Here is a 25,818-nt window from a genome sequence, read left to right as displayed (position 1 = left end):
ATTTCAACTCAATATTTAAAAAGTACAGTATATTCTATAGTTCTTCTGGTAAAAGGTTTTAAACATACACGATATAATAAAGCTCTGGAAAGGAGAACCAGACCAAGAAATGTAAGCGCTTAACATGCTTAAATAATTATTGTAGGGGGAATGTAATCCAATGAGTAGAAAGCTCAAACAGGTCTTCTCGATCTTACTCGCTGCAACCTTGCTCGTCCCTTCAGGCTGGCTCGCGCCGGTCGCGGAAGCCGCAGCGCCGGAAATACCCGTAATATTGTATCATCGGATTATCGATAATGCTACGGACGACTGGACTCATACAAGTGTGGATCATTTCACAAAACAGATGAAATACCTGAGCGACAATGGTTATGACACTTTGTCTGCAGAACAGTATGTCAATATCCTCGAAGGAACAGAACCGTCCCCGGATAAGCCGATCCTGCTGACATTCGATGACGCGACTCCTGACTTCATTACCCATGCACTCCCGGTGTTGAGGCAATACGGAATGAAATCCGTTCAATTCGTGGTCAGCGATTGGATCAACGGCGATTACAGCATGACGACAGCGCAATTGCAAGCGCTTTCGGCAGAGCCCGGTGTCAGTCTTCAGAACCATTCCCAGACGCATAACGGCAGCGAGGATAGCGCATCCGGAGAGATTTGGACGGGCAATATCACCAAGAAGCAGGCTGCAGGCGAGATCGCCGCCGCGAATGCATATTTGAAGAATATCACGGGCAAGGACCCTGTTCTTTTGGCTTACCCCTACGGTGCCTTCAATGCGAACGCAGAGGCAGCAGCACAGGAGAACAGCATCAAATATGCCTTTAAAGTAGGTTATCCGAATCAAGGGAACTACGCTATGGGCCGCCACTATATGATGAAAAGCACGACCCTGAGCCAATTCGCTGCAATGGTTGGCGGACCTGCACCGCAAGAACAATCAGATACGGTATATCACGAAACCTTTGCAAGCGCCACGGGAGCTGCTGCGCAATCAGGCAGTGCCAGCCTGACGCAGGCCACTGGTAAAGTATTTGCCGGCAATGCGGACGGAGCGGCTTTATCTGTAAGCAATAGGAGCAACGACTACGATGCGGCTGATTTCAAATTCGCCGACATCGGTCTGGCCCACGGTAAAACCTACACGGTAACCGTTACCGGCTATGTTGACGCTGATGTGGTCGTGCCTGAGGGCGCGCAAGCTTATCTTCAAACGGTGAGCAGCTACGGCTGGTTGGCGGGCGCAGATTTTGCAGCCGGAGAAGCTTTTACCCTAACTAAAGAGTTTACGGTTGATACCGGCAAAGATACGAGCCTGCGCGTTCAATCCAACTCTGCCGGGGCCGCTGTTCCGTTTTACATTGGAGATGTATTAATCACCGAGAAGGCATCCTCAGGCGGCGGTGAAGAAGAACCTCCCAGACCACCGGCTCTAGACTTCGCCACAATAAATTTCGAGGATCAAACAGCAAATGGCTTTGAAGGCCGTGCAGGCACCGAAACGCTTACCGTCACTAATGAAGCCAACCATACCGACGGCGGTTCATACGCTTTGAAAGTAGAGAACAGATCCGATGCCTGGCATGGGCCGACACTGCATGTGGAGAATTATGTCGACATAGGCTCCGAATATAAAATTTCATTCTGGGTTAAGCTGATCGCCCCTACCAGTTCGCAGCTCCAGCTGTCCACCCAGGTTGGTCAAAACAGCCCCAGTTATATTAACCTTACACCAAAAACAATCAGCACCAGCGACGGCTGGGTTCAGTTCGAAGGAACATACCGTTATACAAATGCAGGCAACGAATTTTTGACCATCTATGTGGAAAGCTCCAATAATAGAACAGCATCCTTCTATATCGACGATATCAGCTTTGAACGTACAGGCTCGGACCCAATTGCCATACAGAAAGATCTAACTCCGATCAAGAATGCTTATCAAAACGAGTTCCTGATCGGAAACGCGATATCGTCGGATGATCTGGAAGGCGTTAGACTTGAGCTTCTCAAGATGCATCACAATGCCGCCACAGCAGAAAATGCGATGAAACCGGACCAGCTGCAGTCTGTGAAGGACAACTTTACCTTTACCTCCGCGGATGCGTTGGTGAATACAGCTCTGACCGAGGGACTGCAGATGCATGGGCATGTGCTGGTATGGCATCAGCAGACGCCTGCATGGATGAATACATCCAACGGTTCCCCCTTGGGAAGGGATGAAGCTCTCGTCAATTTGAGGACCCATATCAAGACGGTCATGGAGCATTTCGGCAATAAGATGATCTCCTGGGACGTCGTCAACGAGGCGATGAATGATAACCCGTCCAACCCATCGGATTGGAAAGCCTCGCTGCGTCAATCCCCTTGGTTTACTGCCATCGGATCCGATTATGTGGAGCAGGCGTTTCTGGCGGCAAGAGAGGTGCTGGACGCGCATCCGGAATGGGATATCAAGCTTTATTACAATGATTATAACGAAGATAATCAAAGTAAATCTCAGGCCATTTACAGCATGGTCAAAGAAATCAATGATAAGTATGCGCTGTCTCACCCTGGCAAACTCCTCATCGACGGCGTCGGCATGCAGGGGCACTACAATGTAAACACGAACCCGGACAATGTTAAATTGTCCCTGGAGAAGTTTATTTCCTTGGGTGTAGAAGTAAGCATAACCGAGCTTGACATTCAGGCAGGCAGCAGCAACCAGCTCCCCGAGCAGCTTGCGAATGCCCAGGGCTACTTGTACGCTCAGCTGTTTGACGTCTTCAAGGCCCACGCGGCAAGTATCAAGCGTGTGACCTTCTGGGGGCTGGACGACAGTTCAAGCTGGAGAGCTGCTAACAATCCGCTGCTGTTTAATAAGGACCTGCAGGCCAAACCGGCTTATTACGGTGTAATCGATCCGGTTAAATTTATGGAGGAGCATCCGCCTGTATTGGCAGAAGCCAAACAATCCACCGCTAATTTTGCTACGCCTTCAATTGACGGTTCTGTTGACGCTGTTTGGAGCGAAGCGGCCGAAATACCGGTTAATCGCTATCAAATGGCGTGGCAAGGTGCGACCGGAGCAGCAAAAGCTCTCTGGGATAATCAAAACCTGTATGTACTGATCCAGGTTAGCGACGCGCAGCTTGACAAAACTAACGCAGCTGCCTATGAACAGGATTCCATCGAAATTTTCCTGGACGAAAACAATGCAAAGACATCGTTCTATCAGGATGACGATGGACAATACAGAGTTAACTTCGACAACGAGACTTCATTCAATCCGACAAGCATCGCAGACGGTTTCGTATCGGCAACCAAGGTTTCCGGTACAAATTACACGGTTGAAGTGAAGATTCCGTTCAAAAGGGCAACGCCAGGAACCGATAAGAAACTGGGTTTTGACTTACAGATCAATGACGCCAAGGACGGCGCCCGTCAAAGCGTTGCCGCATGGAACGATACGACAGGCAATGGTTATATGGACACTTCCGTGTACGGCGTACTGACCCTCACTGGCAATCCCGGCAATCCCGTTGATCCGGTTGATCCCGTTGACCCCGTTGACCCCGTTGACCCCGTTGACCCGGTTGATCCCGTTAATCCGGGCGGCACAATTGGCTACGGATCTAACCGATCAACAGGAAGCGTTGAGGCGAAAGATGGCAATGTTACGATCCACCCTGAAGTGAAGAACGTTGGCGGACGAGTAACAGGCGTCGTTTTCGCCGAAAATCTGAAAAGCGCGCTTGAACAGGCTGCTCCAGCAGCAAACGGCAGGAAACATATCGTAATCGAAGTGCCGAAGCAAGCGGACGCAAATTCATATGAAGTGCAATTGCCATCTCAAAGCTTGAAGGGTCAAGAAAACTTCGTGCTGTTGATGAAGACAGAACATGCAACGATTGAAATTCCAGGCGACATGCTGTCCAATGTGACAGAGAATCCGGAGCAAGTATCCATCCGCGTAGCCAAGGCTTCGACAGTCAATCTGGATGCAGTTGTCCGAGAACGGATCGGTGACCGTCCGGTACTGGATCTGAGCGTGGTAGCCGGTGACAAAGTCATCGCTTGGAACAACCCGAATGCGCCTGTAACGATCTCCGTTCCTTACACGCCGACAGCAGAAGAGCTCAGCAAACCGGATTCGATTGTCGTTTGGTACATCGCTGACAATGGCGAAGTGACATCGGTCCCGAACGGCCGATATGAGGCAGCAACCGGAACAGTTGTATTCCAAACGACCCACTTCAGCACCTATGCTGTGACCTCCGTCATCAAATCCTTCGGAGACCTGAAGAATGTCCCATGGGCAAAGCAAGCGATTGACGCCATGGCAGCCCGCGAGGTCATCAAGGGAACATCCGCGGACATCTTCTCTCCTGCAGCTTCCATCAAGAGAGCGGACTTCATCGCCCTCCTTGTAAGAGCGCTTGAATTGCAAGGTACAGGCAAGAACGAAGCGATCTTCAGCGATGTCCAGAAAACCGCCTATTATTATAAAGAGCTGGTCATTGCAAAGGAGCTGGAAATCGCCACTGGCTTTGAAGACAATTCGTTTAAACCAAACCGCAATATCTCCCGTCAAGATATGATGGTGCTGACGACACGCGCGCTGGCGGCAGCCGGCAAGCAGCTCGATGCCAACGGAACCTTAGGCGCTTATCCTGACGCGGCAAGCATTTCCGATTACGCCAAAGACAGCGCTGCAGGTCTGGTAAAATCCGGAGTTGTGAACGGCAGGAACGGCATGATTGCGCCAAACGAATCGCTCACCCGCGCTGAAGCGGCGGTTATCCTGTACCGCATCTGGAATCTGTAATCGCAGCCAAGAAAGCTGATCAAGCAGGAGGGGGCGCAGCCCCTTCCTCTCACACATGACAACACGCGTGTAAATAAAGTTTTAGCCCGCAAGTGTAAATAACAAATGAGCCCAGCCTTCTTACAAATGGCTGGGCTCATTCTGGTTTTTTTACGTTCATCCTTCAACTGCTCGATGATCTTGTTGGGCGAAACAGTGATGGGATTTGATCGTTGTCTGGATTTATTATCATGGATTCCCACTCGGACAAATACATACCTCCCCTAATGCCAGAATAGATCTTTAATGATAAGGTTTTCTGTAAAGGAACTGGGGGCTTTCTGGAAAGCCATTTACCTCAACTTTATGAGAAGATTAAAGGAATGTTCTTATTTTACATTATAGGGAATAAATTAAAAGTTTAGTTGAGGGGTGGTTATCATTGACTTATATGTTATTTGTCTCGTCATAGGTGTGCTTCTGGTGGCCTTAGGCTTATTCGGGTTTGAATTAGGAAGTCACATCGGGGTGGAAACATTCTCTCTCGCTTGTCTCTTTGTCACCTTCGGAGGGCTGGGATTGATAATAGAAAATTGGATATTAACTTCGACAATATCGTTTGGCTTCACTATTATAATCCATTTTCTGGTTATAGTCCCATTGAGAAAGGTACAAAGTTCCACATCAATCTCTCGTACAAGTCATGTGGGTAGTATTGCTACAGTAGTTTCTCTTGTACCTGCCAAAGGATTTGGTGAGATTCTTATGAATGCGAAGCTTGCCCGGTCCAACCAGATAGCGTCGAGTTTTGACGGTGAAGACTTACCCGTAAATACGAGAGTAGTGGTTGTAACTATCACTAGTGAAGGTGTCTATCAAGTAAGTAAATTAAATTGATTATGAGGAGGTTTTTTAATGTCGATGCCCATTCTTATTGGTGGCGGGTTAGTGGTTCTAATTCTTGTTGTGGGTTTTTTGACTTTTATTTCAAAATACAAAACAGTCTCTCCAGACCAGGCTCTGATCGTAACAGGTAGCTATCTCGGCAATAGGAATGTTATTTCATCTGATCCCGATTCTACAAATCCACGTAGGGTGAAGATCATAAGTGGCGGCGGAACCTTCGTCTTACCGATTTTCCAGCGGGCACAGGCGATAAGTCTGCTTTCGCATAAAATCGATGTTTCGACTCCTGAAGTCTACACGGAGGAAGGGGTACCGATCATGGCGGATGCAACCGCTATCATTAAAGTCGGCGGGACAATGGAAGATATCTTCTCGGCGGCCGAGCAGTATCTTGGTAAACCCGTTGAGTCACTCAGACTTGAAGCACAAGAAGTTCTAGAGGGCCATCTTCGCTCGATTCTTGGATCCATGACTGTCGAGGAGATCTACAAAGACCGCAAGAAGTTTGCTTCTGAGGTGCAAGAGGTAGCCCACATCGACTTGAAAAAAATGGGTCTTACCATTGTCTCTTTCACAATTAAGGATGTACGGGACAAAAACGGCTATCTTGATGCCCTTGGTAAACCCCGTATTGCAGCTGTCAAACGTGATGCACAGATCGCCGAAGCGGAGGCCAATAAAGAAGCTGCTGTAAAAAGAGCGCAAAATGATGAACATGCGCGTCGTGCAGAGATCACAAAAGAAACGGCCATTGCTGAAGCTGAAAAGGATATGGAACTGAAAAAGGCAGCGTTTAAAAAAGAGCAGGATACGGCAAAAGCTGTAGCAGATGCAGCTTATGGTATTCAGCAAGCCACTTCGGAACAGTCCGTCATTGAAGCGAAAATGAAGGCGCAGCAAATCCAGAAAGAGAAAGATATCGAATTAGCGGAAAAGGAGTCCCTCCGCAGGCAGAAAGAGCTGGAAGGAACGGTAATGAAACAAGCCGATGCTGACCTTTACCGGCGTACTAAGGATGCCGAAGCCGCTCGTATTGAGCAAGAAACAAAAGCCGCTGCTGATGCCGAATCACTGCGTTTGCAGGCTGAAGCAGACGCCAATGCCAAAAAAGCCCGGGCGACTGCTGAAGCAGAAGCAGAACGGGCTAAAGGAACCGCAGCTGCTGATGTAGAACGCGCGAAAGGTAAAGCTACCGCTGATGCTGAAATCTCCAAAACGGAAATCCTCAAAGCACAGGGCGAGATGGAAGCCGCAGCTGAAAAAGCCCGTATCGATAACTTGAGTGCTGAGGGTCAGGCAACAGCATTCGCTATCGAAGCTAAAGGTATTGCAGAAGCGAGGGTTTTCGAGGCTAAGGCTAAAGCCGAGGTAGAGAAAGAAATGGGTCTTGCTGAAGCAGCTTTGAAACTTGGCCAACTTCGCTTCGTCGAACTTATTACTGCCGTTCTCCCAGAAATCGCTGGTAAGATTGCCGAACCAATGGGCAACATCGATAAAATCACGATTATCGACACCAATAGTGAAGGTGGAGGTGGTATGGGGAAGATCACAGGTCAAGTAACAAACCTTATGAAATTCCTACCTGAAGTTGTTGAGGATATGACGGGCATAAAATTGTCCGATGTACTCTCGGGATTAACAAAAGGCCGTCTTAGTGGGGAAGCCTTCGATCCGGTCAGTTTTCCTAATCTCCTGAAAAGTCTCGAAGGGGTAGATTCGAAGACATTAGAAGCTGTTCTGAAAAATTTCAATCCAAATAAAGTTGAAGTGCCTGAAGTTGAGTAGGCATAAAGGGATGTATACAAACAAAGACTGACTTCGTCACCGCTTTTGAATTGTACGCCCAGCTTGGACGGACATTTCTACGCTGATAAAAATAAATATTATATAGAGACGCGTAATAAATTCTTTGCTAACCCATCTATATCTTGTTAATGCAGGAGAACGAGAACATGTATGCATCAGGAAACCGGGCATTGCAAGGCTAATGCTACATGTTCTAGTCCAGGGTTCAAATGGCAAACCGCAACATATTGCGAAACTTGACCTCCCGCCTTTGCTGCGGCTCAATGCTAGCGGCGCTTATATCATCGGTGTAAGATACATGTCTGCGAATTGCTTCGATACCATTGTGACGCTCCAAATCTCCTGAAGCATCTGATATCGGGTTTGTGAATAGGTACTTCAGTGAAGCCAGTTACCCCGATGGATGAATCTTTATTTACGGAAATTTTCTCTAATCATAAATTCACAGTCCAGTGTATGATCATTTACCATTCCAGAGGCTTGCATAAAAGCGTAACAAATCGTCGACCCGACAAATTTGAAACCTCGCCTTCTCAAATCCTTACTCATCGCATCCGATTGCGTTGTAGTCGCCGGAACCTCGCTTGTGTTGCGCCAATGATTACGAATCGGTATGCCACCAACGAACTGCCAAATGTACGCATCAAAGCTGCCGAATTCCTCGCGCACCTTCAAAAAGTTTTGAGCATTTGTGATTGCCGACTGAATCTTCAAGCGATTGCGGATGATCCCCCCATCTTCCATCAACTCCTCCACCTTGTCCTGATCATATTCTGCCACTTTGTCCGGATCAAATCCGTCGAAGGCTCGCCGATAGCCCTCGCGTTTCTTCAGTACTGTATACCAGCTTAAACCAGCCTGCGCTCCTTCTAACAGAAGTAACTCAAAGAGTTTTTGATCATCATGGACCGGTACTCCCCATTCATGATCATGATAATCCATATACAGCGGATCTTCATTGACCCAAGCGCAACGTACAGGCATCCATTCCACCTTCCTTTCCTAAACCAACTATAAGATACGGGCTGCGAGCGAGTGAAATCATATAATATAAAATTTGCTCTGGAATTAAAAACTCTAGGGCATTCTTGTTAAAGTCGAGAAACCTTATAGGCATATAACTAGGCATTCTGTATCTCCTAAGAAATTCTGAAATTCATTGCTGTTATATTGCAATTCTATATATGTATGTAGGACGAGTTAATACCTTAGCTCTGACATTCACTCTTGAACCTTCGGTGCAAGTTTTTGTTCGCCATGGGCAAAGTTAGCAAAAACCCGACATCTTGCGGTCGGGTTCTACATTTGGTTGAGGCGAGAGGATTTGAACCCTGTCCGAAAATAACGCCACATGTGTTTCTACGGGTGTAGTCACAGTTTTGATGTCACCCGAGTATCGCCCCGTTTATTATTGACAAAGATTATTTAAGATGATAAGTTGGCGTAATACCCATTTTATGGGTCATATTATAAGGGGTGCTTTATATGGTTTTACCTGTGCACGAACGATTCATAAAACAAGCAAAGGAAAAGCTCCGTCAAGATGAACGAGTTCGGGGCCTCCTTGCAGGCGGTTCCATGATGACGAAGACCATGGATGAGTATAGCGATTTAGACCTTATCATCGTATACGACTCCGCCTATCAGGAGCAAGTCATGAATCAACGGCTTGATATTGCAGAAGGATTGGGCAAGCTGTTTTCTGGCTTCACAGGTGAACACGTTGGTGAACCTCGTGTGGTTATTTGCTTATATGGACCAGAGCCTCTGCATGTCGATCTTAAATTCGTTACATTGGAAGAGCTTAATATACGGATTGAAAACCCTCTTATTTTATGGGAGAGGGATCAGGAAATCAGTAGAATTTTTGAAGAAACCTCCCCCTCGCATCCATATCCAAGTGCACAATGGATAGAGGACCGCTTCTGGGTCTGGATCCATTACGGCGCAACAAAGTTAGGAAGAGGAGAATGCTTTGAATTAATCGATCATATTACATTTATTCGCGGTACTGTATTAGGTCCTTTGGTGTTGATGCGTAATGGCCAACTTCCCAGAGGAGTTAGAAAGCTGGAACAGTATGGCGTCAGTGAAATAGCAGAACTTAAAAAGACGATCCCTTTACACAGTTCCGAGAGTTGCTACCATGCGTTAAAAAGTACGATCCACATCTATAAACGCTTGCGTCAACATTCTGATGGACTCGTATTAAAAGAAGAAGCGGAACATCTATCTATTGCTTACCTAGAAAAAGTGTATGCTTCGTTGATTAATTAGAACGCAAAAAGAGCACCTGGAACGCTGCTCTTTCTCATGGTATTGGTGGCGCATCCTTACCTAAAAACGAACCCGACACAATCTCATTACTGGCTTCGATTTTCTCGATCAAGCTGTGTTCAACCATTACAGGCTTGTCGCTCGTATTAAAGATGAATGTAATCTTGTCATCATACAGATATATGGAATTGACGAATACATTAACCAAAGTGGAACGATACTTCGTATCATTAATATTGCCCTTTTTCAACAGGGTTAGGAAGAACCAAATTTCGGGTTCGGAAATGCTTACTTCGGATAACCCTGCAACTGCAAATTGTTTCTCCAAGTTTTCGCGTTCATTTTCGAGTGCTTGAAGTTTCTCATACATGGACTTACGAACAATATCCATATCGCTCTCGGCAATCGCATTAATCGTATTGGCCTTTTTCCGCTCGACCTCTTTAAGCAACTTCTCCAATCGCTTTGATTCAGAAGCATCCTTGTCACGTTCGCATAGCGCAATGACTTCTTTCGCGATCTTCCGAATGTTCTCGTCAGTCAGAATCGTCCTACACTGATCGACTACTTGATTCTCGATGCCGTCCTTTTGAACAGCTTTCTTGTTACATAATTTTTTCTTTGCACCATTACATTTATAGTACGTGTGGATTTTACCTGTTTTTGAAGTCCCACTGATACCCGTCATCATTTCCTTACAATGACCACAGAACAACTTTGTAGTTAACAGATATTCAGCCTTGGCTTTAGCCCGAGCAGGAGCCTTAGCGTTCTTTTCGAGCATAACCGCTACTTGATTAAACAACTCGTCTGAAATTATGCGCGGCATCTCAGCGCCTGTTTCAGCGCCTTTGTATGTGTAAATGCCGATATATCGCCTATTCCTCAACATCAGCCGTAGCGAGTTTTTGTTAAACATCGCTCCTTTTGACGATTTATAGCCCTTGCTGTTAAGGTATGCACAAATTGCTACAATCGTACTGCCATTAGCATATTGTTCAAATACAACCCGAACGATCTGAGCAACTTCTTCATCGACAACAAACTTTTTGTTCTCATCGAGCTTATAACCAAGCGCAATATTGCCCCCAGTACCTAGCCCCTTTTCAGCGTTCAAGTCCATTCCCCTTTGAATCTTTTGAGAAAGCTCGTCGCTATAGTATTGCGCCATTCCTTCTAAAAGGGTTTCCATTAAAGCTCCGCTTGCATCATCAGAGATATGTTCTCGGGCAGAGTACACACGTATCGCATTACGCTTTAATAGCCTTTTATAGTGTATGGAATCATATCTATCTCTAGCAAATCGATCAAACTGATATACCAGAACCCCATTAAAAGCTTTCTTAGAGCTATCTTTAATCATCTTTTGAAACTGGGGGCGCTTATCATTAGTTCCAGTTAACGCTTCATCAATATATTCCCCAATTACCGTCATACCGTTTCTTTGAGCGTAACCATAGCACTCCTTCAATTGCCCCTTAATCGACTGTTCGGTTTGGTTATGACTGGAATATCTTGCGTAAATGACTACGTTCATGCACACCACCCTTTCTAACATTTATTCATTCTTTAATAGGCTTCCATTCCGATTCAAAATTCCAGATCAGCGATGGATTCATGATAAGATTCATAAGCTCCTTTTGCGTCTTATCTAGCATATATCCCCATTTTAATAGTTTTTCTGGTTCATTCTTCTCGGCGTATTCCCTATTAAAACTTTCAATTATTTTGTCTAAATAAACATCTTCATCAGCACCTAGAGCGCGTTGCGTATGAATATATTTATACTTCTCCAGTAATAGCTCTTTAAGCTCACTTTCGTTTACAACTCTACCACCAAACATCAAAAGCTTATCATTTCCAAAAAGCTTGGAGTATAAAGAACGAATATCATCCATATTCTCTGCTTTCATTGCATCAGCCGCTTTTATGAACTGCTTGATATGCTCATTGCCAATATACAAATATAAGTCACCGTTATCGGGATCATCTTTCTCCAAAGCTAAGTCAGCCGCTTTATACGCCATAAACAAATTTTCCATTATAGTCTTAACTTCCAATCGCGCACTTAACGGTTCTCGTTTCACATTCAAACCCACTAAATCATCAAGGCTAATATCTAGATAATGAGAGATTTTAATAAGTGTGCTTAGTTTAGGATCAACCTTCTTACCCTTCGTAATAAAATCTCTCGACATATCTATTTTCTCCGCAAACTTCTCGGCAGACATGCTCCCCTGCAACTTATACAAATTTTCTTTAAAATTCTTTAGATACTGATCTATGACTTCCTCTGAATTTTCTTCGTTCATTTCTAATCTCGGCTTACTCATTCGTGGCACCCCTCACCAAAATTACCCTATAGACATCACGTTACAGCATTAGTCAATGGATTACAATACAACATTTTTCGCATGTTTCCGTCCACTGTGGTTCCAACCACTTTAGCTTAACCTTAGGTTGTAAGCAACAACTACACCGAAAGGAGAAGCGTGTGATGGAAATTCAGCTTTCAAAAAATCAACGACTTCTCCTTGCACAAATGATCAAGAACGACATTGCACAGTTCATTTCCGAGCATCGAGAAGAATATGAAGCCTTCTTGTTAGACGAATCAAACAACTCAGCTTCAGCAAATAATCACGCTTAAAGCTACACCTACAAGGGTTTCTCTGCTGGCCAGCATTGAACATAAATCATTCCAAATAGAATGGAGCATACCAAAATGCGATTAAACAAGGTATCAATTACAGAAGCAGAAGGCGTCTTTAGAGCAAAGCATGTTCGACTTATTGATATGACGCCTCTGCACGGCTTCGAAAACAACGTCAAAACAGCTCAGATTGGTTACAACTTTATTTGCCTCGCGGAAGCCAATGGATTCGAGAAAGTCACCGTTAAGGTTGATGGTCTTAATCCACCAATCACACCCGAACAGTTAGCAGCTTCGAAAGAAACTATTTACTTGGTCTTTGTCGATTTCTTAGGACGGTTCTACTTCTCCGACCGCACAAAGAATTGGGAACTCACCTGTAAGGCAAGTAAGGTACAGCTAGTGAAACCTATTCAGAACGCATAACACACCATCTTCTAATACGAGGGGACGAATTAAACTCGTCCCCTCCCATTCAACCAAAGAAGGGATGACCTACTATGAAATCCTTTAAGAACTTTATCCAACCAATCACTCAGACCATTAATCGCATGAAGCAAGGGCAACTTACGCACGACGATAAAGTGAACATTATCACTGTTTCCTTCATGCTCATCTCCTTTGCCATTGTATTGGTTCTACTCATTAAATTATGGTGGCTGTTACTTCTTCTATATGGGGGCTATCTCTATTTCCACAAGCCGAAGCAGCCAAACATTCCCCCGACGTTTGCCGCTGATTACATTGTCTATAACTGCCTATTTCAAGTTCTTCATGACATCCATCCTCAAATCAGAGCAAGAAGACCGATTGATTTGTATGATCTAGCGAACAACCCTTCTATCATTATGAAAAATAATATAGAAATGGTACGCGCATCTGTGCCGAAGTCGCATAACAGCCCTATTTCTGAAGATGACTTGCTATTCTATCAAAATTGCATTCAAGCGCGAATTCGTGCCGATCTAAACCAAGGAAAAGTTCTCTACGTGACTAGCGCATCCCCTGACGGAGAAATTTCAACAATTGTTGTTGAAGCCGTAATAGACAACGGAACGCATCTCCTAGTTGATCTCGTTCTAGTAAATAGCGAGTACAAACTTAAATACATCTACTGGAAGCGTCAACAACGTCATAGTCGCAAGAGCAGTTCCAACACTCCCGAAGATAAAGACTTTTAACGATGGGAATTGATCTAGCTCTTGACGCTACATTGCTACTTGATGGCATCGAACATTATTATCGGTGGGACTACAAGAGAGTACCGCATATGCTCGTATTCGGTGCTACTGGAAGTGGCAAGACACATCTTGTTAAGCTCCTGCTCGCTCGTATCGGACTCACAATCCCCGATGCGAGCGTCACCCTCTGTGACTTCAAAGCGGATGACTTTCAATTCTGTAAGGGCGCTACTCGTTATTACGAGTTCATTCAATGCCTAGACGGCTTAAATGAATTTCATAGAGAATTTGAACGCCGACAGCGCGGAGAGGATGACAACAGAAGCTTCAAACTCCTACTATTCGATGAATGGGCTTCACTCTTAAATATGCTTGATAAAAAAGAGGCTGATTCCGCACGAACGAAGCTAAGCACGCTATTGATGTTGGGGCGCTCCTTCAATGTTCACGTGTTAATCAGCCAACAGCGTGCCGATGCTGAATACTTCGCTAAATCACGCGACAATTTGGGCATCGTGATTGCATTGGGCAACATTAGTAAAGAAAGCGCGGCGATGTTCAGCTTTGATCGTGACAAGCTAGAACCAGTGTCTGGCATCGGATGCGGCTACATGTTAACCAATGGCACCGAGATGCGGAGCATCCGAGTTCCTGCTGTTCGCGATCATGCGAAGGTTGAGAGGTACATTCGTAAAGCGGTCTCACACTAGCCTTCGAGGCGCGAGGGCGGTGGGGCGAAGCCCTAAGCCGCCCTCAGCCTGCCTCGCGAAGCGAGGCTAGTTGGCTAGACCAGTATTACCTAGCCAACCTCTGTCGCATGTCGCATATACTTTCTTAACTGATAGGAGCGATAGACAATGCCTCAGGACAATCAAGCTCGTAAGTGGCAGATCACCATTAATAATCCACTGGATAAGGGCTTCGATCATAACAAAATTAAAGAAACATTAGTCGAACTACAATCACTTCTGTATTACTGCATGACAGACGAAGCAAGTCAGACGCATCATACTCATATTTACGTCGTCTGTTCAAGCGCCGTTCGTTTCAGCACTTTGAAAAAAAAGTTCCCCGAAGCGCATCTCGAAATCGCCAAAGGAACATCTGAACAGAATCGTGATTACATTGCTAAAAGCGGTAAGTGGGAAAACGATAAGAAACATGGCACGATAATCCCCGGTACATTTGAAGAATTCGGTGAAATGCCAGTCGAACGACCTGGAGCACGCAACGATCTTGCCGATCTCTATGACCTTATCAAGTCAGGCGCTTCAAACTATGAAATCATGGAACAAGCCCCTGAATATCTTCTTCATACAGATAAAATTGAAAGGGTTAGGCAAATCATTAAAGCAGAGCAGTTCAAGGAAATATTCCGTAAATTGGAGGTCAGTTATATTTGGGGAAAAACAGGTGTAGGTAAGACCAGAAATGTCATGGAGAAATATGGGTATACCAGTGTTTATCGTGTCACTGATTACATACACCCGTTTGATAATTATAAAGGGGAAGATGTCATTTTATTTGACGAATACAGAAGCCAGTTTAAGATACATGATCTTCTGAACTATTTGGACGGCTATCCTCTCGAACTTCCTTGCCGATACAGCAACAAGCAAGCCTGTTACACAAAAGTTTATATCATTTCCAATGTTAGTTTTGATCAGCAATACTCGAACATTAAAATTGAGCAACCTAATACTTGGCTTGCATTGAAACGAAGGATTCATAAATTTCAATTACTTGGAACTCAGGAATCAATAGATATTTTAGCTATGTTGTCAAAGGGAGCTTTTGAAAAAGAACGTGAAATACCAGAGCGTTAATATAACGCCAAGGTATCTCACGTTTCTTGACTCGTTCGTATTTTCAACTTTTTCGCGTGATGGCTGTGTTTAATAATTGTAACTCTATATCCATTTTAGCTTTCAGTTGATGTACGAATTTCTTCCGGATAACAGTAATATAGTTTTCTATCAAATCATAATCAATTTCACCTTCTGACGTCACAGGTAACTTAATTTCTACCTCAGGAGCATCAGAAGCATAAAAATTTCTTGAATAACTAAACTTTCCTGCAATAGCTCTATTAATGTTAGGCTGTATATATTGGAGTATAGCTCTGCTGAATTTCCCATCTGTACGATACAGGACTGCTACATGATCATCTGCACCAAACTCGTATCCTCTGTAAAAAGTGTTACCAAACATATCTATTGTTAGACTATTTGCTGGAAAAACTTCTGCGTCAGAGTTTCCGATGTAATCAGAGAACCCCATTTTATCGACACCTGCAGTTATAAATGGTAGTTCCCCTTTGATTCGATCTAAAGACTTGATTCTTTTGCCTCTTCTAATTACGTCAAACAATTCTTCCAGCTTGAAAGTATTTAAATCGGCAGATGAATGTTTCTCTATAATACTTTTGTCATAATTCGATAGGAACACTTCTTCTATGGATGAATGCCCCAATTTCAACAAGTAAGCCTCGATACGCTCCACGTATTGCTTCTTAATACGCTCAGTGTGTAGCTTCTCAATACGTTCGACGTATTCATCCATGTATTCCCAATCAAGATCATTGTCATTTTCATTTAAGAACGGAAGTGTAACTACTGTGTTTTTCAAAATATCTTGCGTAGCTTTAGCGTTATAATCAAATATTTTTTCGAATACATGGAATATACTACTCTTAATATACAGCGCCGATCTTAATGTCATTTTCTCATGTCCGATTGTACTTGTTGCTGCATGATCTTCTTTCAGATAAAAGGGCTCAGTAACGATATTAATTGAATGGTTGTTTGAAGCGACTAACAAATAGACATTCTTTTCAAGATTGTTTAGAAAATTTGAGTCAATTGAAATGTATTCAATAATTCCGTTATTTGTTAATGATTGACCATAGAAAGGAAATTTCTCATCAGATTCGATTCTATTCTTTTCTATATCTACGGGTTTAACTCGCTTGATACCAGGTATCCAATTTAGCACATCTATTAATTTAGTTTGTTTAAATGTAGTCATTTATTGATCACGCTCTTTCAATAATTGACTGACTTCATATGAAAGATATTCACCAATGACTGACAAGAAGTCTTCTTCAGTTGGAGTAGTATCATTGACTTGATGCTTCTCAAAATTCCAGTCTTCGCCGCTATCCGTGATCAAATCTTCAATAAATATGTCATCCAAGTTCCACAATTCATTATGAAAATCTTTATTTTTTGAAGCATTCTTTCCCAATCTAAATATTTTAACAATATCTAGATATCGTTCTGTTGGATGATCAATTTCAATATTTCCTCTCAAGGTGCGTTTATATCCATCGTTTCTAAAGTCTATAAACTTAACAGTATCCATTTCGAAATTATGCGGTTTCCCTGCTTCAAAGACATAGATTGACGTTTGTACTCCCGCTGAGGGTTGGAATGTATCGACTGGCATTTTAATGCTTGCGATCATTGTATTATTGTTGAGTATTCGCTTATTTGTTTTAGAAGCTTTTCCATTACCAGCCGAATCTTGAATTATAATTGCGGCAAGTCCACCTTTCTCCATGAATTTCAATCCGTATTCGATAAATGGCATACCATTTTCTTCAAATGTAAAAGGTGGGTTCAATAGTAGTTTGTCTGCCATAAAAGTCTCGTACAGCTCAGGAGGACGGTCAAATGAGCTGCCCTTTTGGATATTACTCGAACCATCGCCTCGAAGTATCATATTTGTTGAAGCGAGTGTAAACATTTTAGCATTTAACTCAACCCCAAGAAGTTGTCGTTCCTTGATTTCTTTGATCTTTTCTTTTGCTTTTGTAGTGTTCTTGCCATAAGCCTTCTCGGCATTTTGAATCATTATTTCCATTGAAGAAATAAGGAAGCCTGCACTACCTGTTGCTAAGTCCATTACATGAGAATCCATATTTACATCAAGAATTTGAGACATCATCTTTGTAATATATGGCGGTGTTAGAACAATACCGATTTCTTTACCGTCACCCAATGCATATTTTAAGAAGACGCTGTACATTTCCCCCATAATATCAAGATGACCTGCTGTTCCATCGATTGCTGAATAAACATTCTCATAAATATATGTGAATACTTGCTTCGTTACAGAAGCCTTTCCATCTATAAGTGTTGACACTTTCTTATCGAGATCAGCCAGCTCATCGCGGTCTTTATCAAGAGAAATTGCTTCTCGGAACGACCCAAGCATCAATGTACGTTTGTCTTCAGGGATTTCTTTAGTTGCTAGATATTTCGTTATCTGCCTAACAATTCTCATTCCATCACGATCTTCTTCGTATTGATCACCCATTAGATCTTCGGGAATTAATCCTACGGCTTTGACTTCCCCTTTTTTATCTAAAACATCCTGCATGGCAAGAAGCATACCCGAAACATAAACTACACGCTGGTCTACAGGTATATTGTGATTGTTCATAAGAATATTTAAATTGTTAGCGTGTTTCTTCAATAACTCTTGAGAATTAACTAAGATACGATGTTTTTCTTTCTCACTGAGAGTTGCATCTTCATAAAAACTTTTGAATGTTTTCTTATTTTCTAAGAAGTTAAAACTTGTATAATCACCCATCAACTTAGGCTCAGCAGAAGAGCCAAATACATAATAAACAGCAATCGATACATCATCTTCAGAATCACCCGCAACACCTATGGCAATTACTTCGTTATATTTGTCAGACGCAATCATGTTTTGTGCATAATAGACTGCACCATTTACTGCATAATTGCTTATGGATTTGTCGTCCATTTTCAAACCGTTTTTTGTTTCTGCAATGAGTTTATTCGTGTAAAGTTTACTTTCAATTACAACTGGAATCGAATAGCCCTCGATGTGGAAATCAGGCTTACCAAAATTCGTCTTATTCTTTGTCTTGGCAGAACCTTTTAAAGCTTCCTTCATATATTTAGACATATTTGATTCAACATTAAAATTCTTTTGATTTTTTAGACCGAGACTTTCCAGTTCTTTTTTGACGTAGTCGTTTACTTGGTCTTCAAGTTTCCATATTAAATGTTTAGTAGTACTCACTTATTATCTTCCTTTCAGTTAACATCTAATAAATATTATTTAGATACATTATATCAATCAGTTAACAACAAGCGTGAATTAAAATATAGATAGTTGCCAGACAATACAAAAACAGCGATGAAGAATAAATTCTTCTCGCTGTTTTTGTATTGCTTGCTAGAACCAATTGGTTACTGCAAATCCACCAAGTAAGTATAATGTGTTCGCTTTAGTAAGGTTGGTGGAGGCGATCCTACCAAGGTGAATTGGTTTTTTGTTTTTCTAGTTCTGATTTTTTAGTCTTCCTGATAGCATTTAATTCATCTCTAATCTCAAAAAACTTTTTCCGATACGATTTTACAATCTCAATTGTAATTGTCTCTTCACGCATTGTATCACTACGATTATGCGCATCAATAAATTTAGAGAGTTGACCGTGCATATCTACTATTTTTCCCACATTCATATCGTTCCACGGCACTTCGTTGAGGTTACTTACGCGTATATAGTCATCATGTCTTTGGATAGTTTTATTGAATAGAACTTGTTCAATAAGGGCTTCGCAACCACTTCTTAGCAAACTAAAACTATCAATAAGTTTTTGTTGCTGTTGCTGATGTTGATCATCCAAAAGTCCTGCTTCGACAATTAATCGATCAACTTCTTGAGTTATTACTGCAAGAGTAGCAAGTTTAGGACTGCTATTTAAAGATATCTTCCCTGGGCGATTTCCAACACGCTGAATCCAATGGGCTTCGTATGGAGTGTCAAGTTCTGAAGATATATCAGCAAGATAACTTAAAAAGACTTTATCATGAGTGAGGATTATTACTTGACGTCTTGAAGCTTCGAAGACTAGCCTCTGCGCAATTTGTCTCTTTCTTACATGATCCAAAGATGTAACTGGGTCGTCAAATATGATTCCACTGTTCCGCTTATCGAGTGAAATCTCCGTTAAAAAATCGGCTAGTGCACAAACCCTTTGCTCCCCTTCGCTTAATATCTTTCCCATTTTATGATCAGCCGAAATGTTCAACCTCAATTCTTTGACCGTTGAACCGCTTGCCCCTCTTGTAGTTACGGATACTCCAAAGTTACAATTCAATGCTTCACATTCCTCAGCAAATTTACGCCTGTATTCTTCAGTAACAATTTGATCGAATAGCTCTCTTTGTTTCGTTGTCACTTGCCGTCTAGGGAATGTGATCCCTTCACATGAATTTAGCCAAGATTGGTTATTCACGTACGCAATTATTTCTTCTTTTACTTGCGTGTAAATTTTACAATGTGAAATAAGGGTCAATTCTTCTTCCAACTTCGTTATTTCTAACTCTGGATTACCCAATTCCTCAATCTGTTTATTAATTTTTGAGCTCATTGTATTTAATTTTTCAATGAGTATTGGTGCAATTCTCGGGTAATCACTTACTTCCAATCGCTCAGTTTTATCCTTAATTATTTCACTAATATTGATAGACTTCTCTAGCTGCTCATTTAAATAATTGAAGTAGTCCTCATCAATTTCTCTAACAATCCTTGCTCCCGGAGAATCCACATCAAATTGGGGAAACTCGATTATTTCAAGTAACCTTTTATGTTTTTCTAAGTTGCCTTTTGCAATTTTCAGCTCACTTAAAGATTTGCCCTCCAAAAAAGCCCAGTATCGTTCAAATAATGAATCTTCCTTATCACTTATACCTTGTTTGCACAGAGGGCATTTAGTTAAAGCAAACTGAGGATTTTGTTTTTGCTCGTTGTTAATCAGAATTTTAGCAGCGTTGATGAGAGACTTCCACTCTTCAGATCCAGTAGTTAAAAACAAGTCATCTCTGAACGAACTTTCCCCGATACTTTTCGAAAGTTCCGTTCTTTGAAGAAATTCATTAATATATTCTACTGTAGTTGTTATATACTCCACAGTTAATGTCGAATTAATTTTTTCAAGCTTTCTAGCTAAATCATCGATTTCTTTAACCTCAAGATTTAGTTGTTTTTTCTTCGATTCAACATCTAATTTCCGAAGTCTTTGTAACTCTCCGTGAATTACTACAATTCGTTCGGCATCATTTTCAGTATAATTCCATTGATTAATTTGTTCTAAAGACGCCCGGTGATCTAGTTCATTACAAAACTTAGATATTACACTATCTTGCTCAAATCGACCGATTGTTGGGTTTTGCGACTTACGTTTGGATCTTTCATTTTCTAATTTCTTTTCCAAATCACTAAAAGCTTCGATTACATATTCAAAGACTTTTAATTGAACTGGGGTAATCGTTACACTTGATGAGCTATTTATATGTATTTGAACACTAGAAGAATCGAACACCGAAAATCTCTTCAAGATTTCGTATTCTTCATCCTCATTATAATTAATTATTTTTAGCTCTTCCCCGATGACTGCCTTAAAATCCGCTGAAGCTTTAGTTGATTTTGAAACCTTTGTTTCCTTAAGATTGGGAAGGATACTCTTATCACCACGCGAAAAACAAGCAGAACTAAGTAATCGTGCATATCCTGATTTACCAGAACCATTTTCATCATAAATTAAAGTAAGGTTATTACCAAATGATAATTTTTGATCTGATGGTAATGCATTGACATGCTTTAAATTAGCAATACCTTTAAGGTAAACTAATTGTTCTTGCTCCTCCGTTTTTAATGTATTGGATACCTCTTTAAAACTAATTGGGTTACGTTTATGCATTATGCCAGATACGTGATCCTCGATTAATAAATTAAAAACATCCTCAACTTTTTTATCATCCAACTTACCTTCTTTAAGTACAAGGAGCCAAATATGCTTTTCCCAATATGATCGGGAATCAAGCCAATTATTAATTAAATCGGGCATCATAACACCACCAAAATAAATTATTACTTAACCTTTCTACATATTCCAACAAATTCCTCCGTCGAAAATAAAATAAGAGGACAGCTAAGAATATTATCTTAACTGTCCTCTTATTTACTTAAGCCAAACTGTTACTGCAAATCCACCAAGTAAGTATGTTGTGTTCGTTTTTAGTAAGGTTGGTGGAGGCGAGGGGAGTCGAATCCCTGTCCGAAGGAACGCCACATGGGTTTCTACGGGTGTAGTCACGCTTGCGTATTATAACTCTTCATGCGTTTTTGGATCCTGCCCCCATAAGCGACCGTCCTCACTACTGAACGCTGAGATTGCTTTCATTTCCTCTTCCGACAATTCGAAATCAAAAATATCCAAATTCTCAGTCTGGTGCTTTAAAGAACTAGCCTTCGGGATCGGAAGCGCTCCAAGTTGGATATGCCAACGCAAAATCGTTTGTGCGTTTGTCTTCCCATGAGCCGCAGAAATTGCTCCAATCTTTTCATCCTTCAGCATGCTATGACCGCGGCCCAGAGGGCTCCACGATTCCGTTACGATACCTAATTCAACATCTTTCGCACGCTGATGCTCTTGATTGAAATAGGGATGGAGTTCAACTTGATTTATACTTGGTGCAACCCCGGTCTCCCGAATCAAACGTTCGTTGTACTCCGGCAGGAAATTGCAGACCCCGATGGAACGGATATAGCCCCGCTTCTTAGCTTCAATCATCGCTTGCCAAGCTTCCACATATAAATCAATTTTGGGATTAGGCCAATGGATCAAATATAGATCGTAATAATCCAGCCCTCCTCTATATAATGACTCCTCAATCGTTACAATGGCTTCCTGATAAGCTTGTCGACGCCCAGGCAGCTTCGAGCAGATCAACAGTTCTTCTCTCGCTACAGAACTCTGGCGGACAGCCTGTCCAACAGTCCCCTCATTCTCATAGTTGAACGCTGTATCAATCAGACGGAATCCTGCATCTATCGCGCTTGCAATCACCTTCACTCCAGCTGCACCTCTAAAACCACCAGTGCCAAATCCAATGACTGGTACTCTCAAACCATCGTTCAATAGCTTTTCCGGAATAGTCTGGTTCAAATAAACAACCCCCTTTACCTTCTCAATAAGAAGATAGCATAGCTTCGCCGCTTAAGCAAAATTCTACCATGGAGCCGAGGTAGATCAACCCCCTGTCCAGAGGCAATGCCACATGTGCTTCTAGGGGTGTAGTCACTGTCTTGATGTTACTTAAGAGTAACTGGAATTAATAACGACCTGACTTTCAATTGCTTCCAAATCTCTCAATCCATGATTATTCATCTAGGAGAAGCGCAAGGCTTGTCTTCTCATCCACATCGTTGCAACCCACTTTTCCCCTTTGATCACTGGTGTACCTGCATGCAAGGTGAAATCGTTTAATTCATGACTACTGTAGAAATATTCGAAGTAGACCGCCATGCCTTTGTTTGGAATAACAGAAATATTAAGTAAAGGGAACGCCGTTTCTCCGCCTTCCTCCACATCATTCAAATACATCACGAGCGTACTAATCCGATTATTGGCACTTGCTCGACTTGTTTCTGCGAAGAAATCATAATGAGGACGATACTCTTCGCCTGGGGTATACAGCAGAACTTGCAAGCCATCACCATGCTCGATAGGAATATTCATAATTTGAGAGAAACGCTTCTCGATTCTTGTAATCGTCTCATTCTCCTCACAGAACACCCCGCTGCTCGTTCTAATTTGATTGACTACATGATCCCCGCCTATTTTTGAACGCTGCAATTGTTCTCTGGAATGTTTAATCAGCTCATCGCATTCCTCATTGCTAAGCACATTTCCTAGTATGACAACCAGAGGTTCCTCATACTTGGCAAGGATTCGAATCTCCCGATCTTCTGTCTTGATCGTATTTCCCGTATGATCAAATATCGTCCGTTCGTTCTCTTTCGTATTCCCTGTCATCTTTTACAGCCCCTAATTAAGACATCCACCCTAAACGATACCATAAAATGGAACTATTTGCTCTACTAATTCAGAAAAATCAAAATAATCAAGCTGCCTGATAACCTAAAATAGAATGAGAAAACAAGAGAACCCAGCAGCCAAATGGCTACTGGGTTTTTAAAAAATTATAATAGATGGCGACACCATTTAAAGTAATAGAAAAACCCGACCTCTTGCGGTCGGGTTCTACATTTGGTGGAGGCGAGGGGATTTGAACCCCTGTCCGAAAATAACGCCAAACAGGCATCTACGGGTATAGTCGCGGTTTTGATGTCACCTTAGCAAGCGCCCTGTGAATCATCTGTCTACAGAATGTTCTTTCAAAATATATGCAGCAGTCTCAAACGAACATATTCCTTTTGCAATATCTACAATAAACTCCACTGCATATTCACGTTCCATTCTTAGATGTTTTCCATTTAATATAAGAAATGATTTTGTAACCAGATAGGCTGTCCGTTTATTGCCATTGTGGAAGCAATAATTCTTCACCAGAGACTCTAGTAAGGCCGCAGCTTTGTCATATAAATTTGGATAAGCATCTTCCCCAAAAACACTTTGCTGAGGTCTATGTACCGCAGATTCCAGCAAGCCGTGATCCTTCACACCCGCTTGGTCTGCGTCGTTCATTTTTTTCATCATGAAGTAGTGGGCTGAAATAATCTCTTCTTTGGTCAGGAATGTTGTCATTTCATCGGTCTCTTAAATCCTCTAGGATACCTTCGTCCTCTTCAAATACGTCAAAGAAAGCTTCAAGAACCTCTGGTCTTACATTATCGGGGAGTTGACCTTGCCTCGCCTTTTTCAATACAACTTCACCACGATCATTCTCAATAAATTCGATCTCATCGCCTTGTGAGACATTTAACTTTTCAGCCAGACTTTTTGGCAAGCTTACTCCCAGGCTGTTGCCCATCCGTCCTATTTTGCGGGAATAACGTATCACTTTCGGTTTATCATTTGTCACTTTGACCACACCATTCATTGATTTTCCCCTCTCTATAAGTATACCCTGCACTTAATCGGTTATAACTGTAATAACCTTCATAACGGTACGTACATACTAACAAATTTCTGCTCAAATATAAAGCAAAAACCCGACCTCTTGCGGTCGGGTTCTACATTTGGTGGAGGCGAGGGGATTTGAACCCCTGTCCGAAAATAACGCCACACAGGCATCTACGGGTATAGTCACGGTTTTGATGTCACCTTAGCAAGCGCCCCGCAACAGGCTATCGCCAAGGTCAGCCTGATTGTCTTCTTCAGCTCACCGCAGGCGGAGATGAGACAGCGTATTCCACTATATGTTAGCCCCTATCCCAGTCACATGGACGATGCTGGGTAGAAGCACGCCAACAGTTTCTTAGGCTGCTAAAGCGTAGTTGTTTTGAGTTTTGCCATTTAATAGGCTTTAGCGTTGATAAAGCGGACGCGTCCCCACTACCCGCAACCCGTGCTCGAACTATCCCCGTCGAATCCATAAACGCCCCCAATGTTGCATAAACGGCATCGTTGCCACCGTCTAGCAGGTGAGACGCTCAATAGACATGTCGCCGATCAATCATTATGATCAGCTTCAACGCTTCGAGCAAAAGTTAATCATTCGTTAATACTTCTATAGTATAACACATTTGATCAGGAAAGATCAGATGTCTTTCTGGAAAGCTTGGCTTCCGCCGCCATATTAACCAGCAGCCGCTATTTTGCCACCTTCTGCTTCTCGCGCAATGCCCGTTGAATATCCCGCTGTGCATCCCGCTTGGCTGACGTCTCGCGCTTGTCATACTGCTTCTTACCTTTACCCAGTCCAATCAGCAGCTTGGCATATCCATTGCGCACATAAATCTTGAGCGGCACAATCGAATATCCATCCTGCTTCGACAGGCCCAGCAGCTTGTGAATCTGCGCTTTATGCAGCAGCAGCTTGCGCGCACGCGTCGGATCGGTCGGATTATACCGGTTGCCCTGCTCGAAAGCGCTGATATGCATGTTGTGAATGAAAATCTCGCCGTTGCGGATGGTTGCAAACGCGTCGCTTATGTTTGCTTTTCCCAGGCGCAGCGCCTTGATCTCGGTTCCCATGAGCACAATGCCCGCTTCAAACGTATCCTCGATGAAATAGTCATGGGAAGCCTTCTTGTTCTGGGCCAGTTGTTTCCCGTCACTCTTCTTGCCCATGCCAATCACCTCTTTACTCAAGATACCTGTCCTTCGGCTGCAAAATGAACTCCTGACAGCCTTTAGTCAGGAGTCCATTGTAGCAACTTTACCGGCTGAAATCAAGAACTGCCAGCAG

General features: G+C 42.7%; 19 protein-coding genes and 1 other RNA gene. 8 read left to right on the top strand and 12 right to left on the bottom strand.

The window, feature by feature from the left end; genetic code table 11:
* The first annotated feature begins 160 nt into the window (after positions 1-160).
* Both AC0YOA_RS15970 and AC0YOA_RS15965 read left to right on the top strand, forming a co-directional pair.
* Entirely contained in the window at positions 161-4,816 is a 4,656-nt protein-coding gene (locus AC0YOA_RS15970; RefSeq protein ID WP_475787434.1) for an endo-1,4-beta-xylanase, read from the top strand.
* An 894-nt stretch (positions 4,817-5,710) separates the two neighbouring features.
* Positions 5,711-7,486, top strand: a complete 1,776-nt coding sequence (locus AC0YOA_RS15965; protein ID WP_475787433.1) for a flotillin family protein — start codon at positions 5,711-5,713, stop codon at positions 7,484-7,486.
* 432 nt (positions 7,487-7,918) lie between these two features.
* On the opposite strand, the gene AC0YOA_RS15960 is transcribed toward AC0YOA_RS15965, so the two are convergent.
* Positions 7,919-8,491, bottom strand: coding sequence for a DNA-3-methyladenine glycosylase I (locus AC0YOA_RS15960; protein ID WP_475787432.1), 573 nt, complete (start codon positions 8,489-8,491; stop codon positions 7,919-7,921).
* 501 nt (positions 8,492-8,992) lie between these two features.
* Between AC0YOA_RS15960 and AC0YOA_RS15955 the strand changes: the two genes are divergently transcribed.
* Complete coding sequence (locus AC0YOA_RS15955; RefSeq protein ID WP_475787431.1) at positions 8,993-9,784, top strand: nucleotidyltransferase domain-containing protein; 792 nt, start codon at positions 8,993-8,995, stop codon at positions 9,782-9,784.
* Positions 9,785-9,818: 34 nt separating this feature from the next.
* Here the strand turns inward: AC0YOA_RS15955 and AC0YOA_RS15950 are convergent, their stop codons facing one another.
* Together AC0YOA_RS15950 and AC0YOA_RS15945 are read right to left on the bottom strand one after the other, a co-directional pair.
* The gene (locus tag AC0YOA_RS15950; RefSeq protein WP_475787430.1) at positions 9,819-11,321 is read right to left on the bottom strand and encodes a recombinase family protein; all 1,503 of its coding nucleotides are present in this window, start codon (positions 11,319-11,321) and stop codon (positions 9,819-9,821) included.
* A gap of 25 nt (positions 11,322-11,346) precedes the next feature.
* On the bottom strand, positions 11,347-12,117 hold the full coding sequence (locus AC0YOA_RS15945; RefSeq protein WP_475787429.1) for a helix-turn-helix domain-containing protein: 771 nt from the start codon (positions 12,115-12,117) through the stop codon (positions 11,347-11,349).
* Positions 12,118-12,281: 164 nt separating this feature from the next.
* Here AC0YOA_RS15945 and AC0YOA_RS15940 point away from each other — a divergent pair, with 164 nt between their 5' ends.
* From AC0YOA_RS15940 to AC0YOA_RS15920, 5 genes are all read left to right on the top strand, one after another.
* Positions 12,282-12,434, top strand: a complete 153-nt coding sequence (locus AC0YOA_RS15940; RefSeq protein WP_475787428.1) for a hypothetical protein — start codon at positions 12,282-12,284, stop codon at positions 12,432-12,434.
* A 75-nt stretch (positions 12,435-12,509) separates the two neighbouring features.
* Positions 12,510-12,863 (top strand): hypothetical protein, encoded by a 354-nt coding sequence (locus tag AC0YOA_RS15935; protein ID WP_475787427.1) that lies wholly within the window; start codon positions 12,510-12,512, stop codon positions 12,861-12,863.
* 74 nt (positions 12,864-12,937) lie between these two features.
* Positions 12,938-13,618, top strand: coding sequence for a hypothetical protein (locus AC0YOA_RS15930; protein WP_475787426.1), 681 nt, complete (start codon positions 12,938-12,940; stop codon positions 13,616-13,618).
* A gap of 2 nt (positions 13,619-13,620) precedes the next feature.
* Positions 13,621-14,328 (top strand): FtsK/SpoIIIE domain-containing protein, encoded by a 708-nt coding sequence (locus AC0YOA_RS15925; RefSeq protein ID WP_475787425.1) that lies wholly within the window; start codon positions 13,621-13,623, stop codon positions 14,326-14,328.
* Between the two features lie 147 nt (positions 14,329-14,475).
* A complete protein-coding gene (locus tag AC0YOA_RS15920) occupies positions 14,476-15,444 on the top strand; it encodes a hypothetical protein (RefSeq protein ID WP_475787424.1) in 969 nt (322 codons plus the stop codon).
* A gap of 43 nt (positions 15,445-15,487) precedes the next feature.
* Here AC0YOA_RS15920 and AC0YOA_RS15915 read toward each other — a convergent pair whose 3' ends face one another.
* From AC0YOA_RS15915 to smpB, 9 genes are all read right to left on the bottom strand, one after another.
* Entirely contained in the window at positions 15,488-16,645 is a 1,158-nt protein-coding gene (locus AC0YOA_RS15915; RefSeq protein WP_475787423.1) for a restriction endonuclease subunit S, read from the bottom strand.
* On the bottom strand, positions 16,646-18,676 hold the full coding sequence (locus AC0YOA_RS15910; protein WP_475787422.1) for an HsdM family class I SAM-dependent methyltransferase: 2,031 nt from the start codon (positions 18,674-18,676) through the stop codon (positions 16,646-16,648).
* A gap of 232 nt (positions 18,677-18,908) precedes the next feature.
* A complete protein-coding gene (locus tag AC0YOA_RS15905; protein WP_475787421.1) occupies positions 18,909-21,425 on the bottom strand; it encodes an AAA family ATPase in 2,517 nt (838 codons plus the stop codon).
* Positions 21,426-21,767: 342 nt separating this feature from the next.
* Positions 21,768-22,610, bottom strand: coding sequence for an aldo/keto reductase (locus AC0YOA_RS15900; RefSeq protein WP_475787420.1), 843 nt, complete (start codon positions 22,608-22,610; stop codon positions 21,768-21,770).
* A 222-nt stretch (positions 22,611-22,832) separates the two neighbouring features.
* On the bottom strand, positions 22,833-23,480 hold the full coding sequence (locus AC0YOA_RS15895) for a 2OG-Fe(II) oxygenase (RefSeq protein ID WP_475787419.1): 648 nt from the start codon (positions 23,478-23,480) through the stop codon (positions 22,833-22,835).
* A 339-nt stretch (positions 23,481-23,819) separates the two neighbouring features.
* Positions 23,820-24,212, bottom strand: a complete 393-nt coding sequence (locus AC0YOA_RS15890; protein WP_475787418.1) for a type II toxin-antitoxin system death-on-curing family toxin — start codon at positions 24,210-24,212, stop codon at positions 23,820-23,822.
* Between the two features lies 1 nt (position 24,213).
* Positions 24,214-24,507 carry an AbrB/MazE/SpoVT family DNA-binding domain-containing protein gene (locus tag AC0YOA_RS15885; protein ID WP_475787417.1) on the bottom strand — a complete coding sequence of 98 codons (294 nt, stop codon included), beginning with the start codon at positions 24,505-24,507 and terminating at the stop codon, positions 24,214-24,216.
* A gap of 140 nt (positions 24,508-24,647) precedes the next feature.
* Positions 24,648-25,013, bottom strand: a transfer-messenger RNA (tmRNA) gene (gene ssrA, locus AC0YOA_RS15880).
* Between the two features lie 207 nt (positions 25,014-25,220).
* Positions 25,221-25,700, bottom strand: a complete 480-nt coding sequence (gene smpB, locus AC0YOA_RS15875; protein WP_475787416.1) for an SsrA-binding protein SmpB — start codon at positions 25,698-25,700, stop codon at positions 25,221-25,223.
* Positions 25,701-25,818: the final 118 nt, after the last annotated feature.

The sequence above is a fragment of the Paenibacillus sp. JT22N12 genome, assembly GCF_056269365.1.
This window is presented reverse-complemented; position numbering and strand designations above follow the sequence as displayed.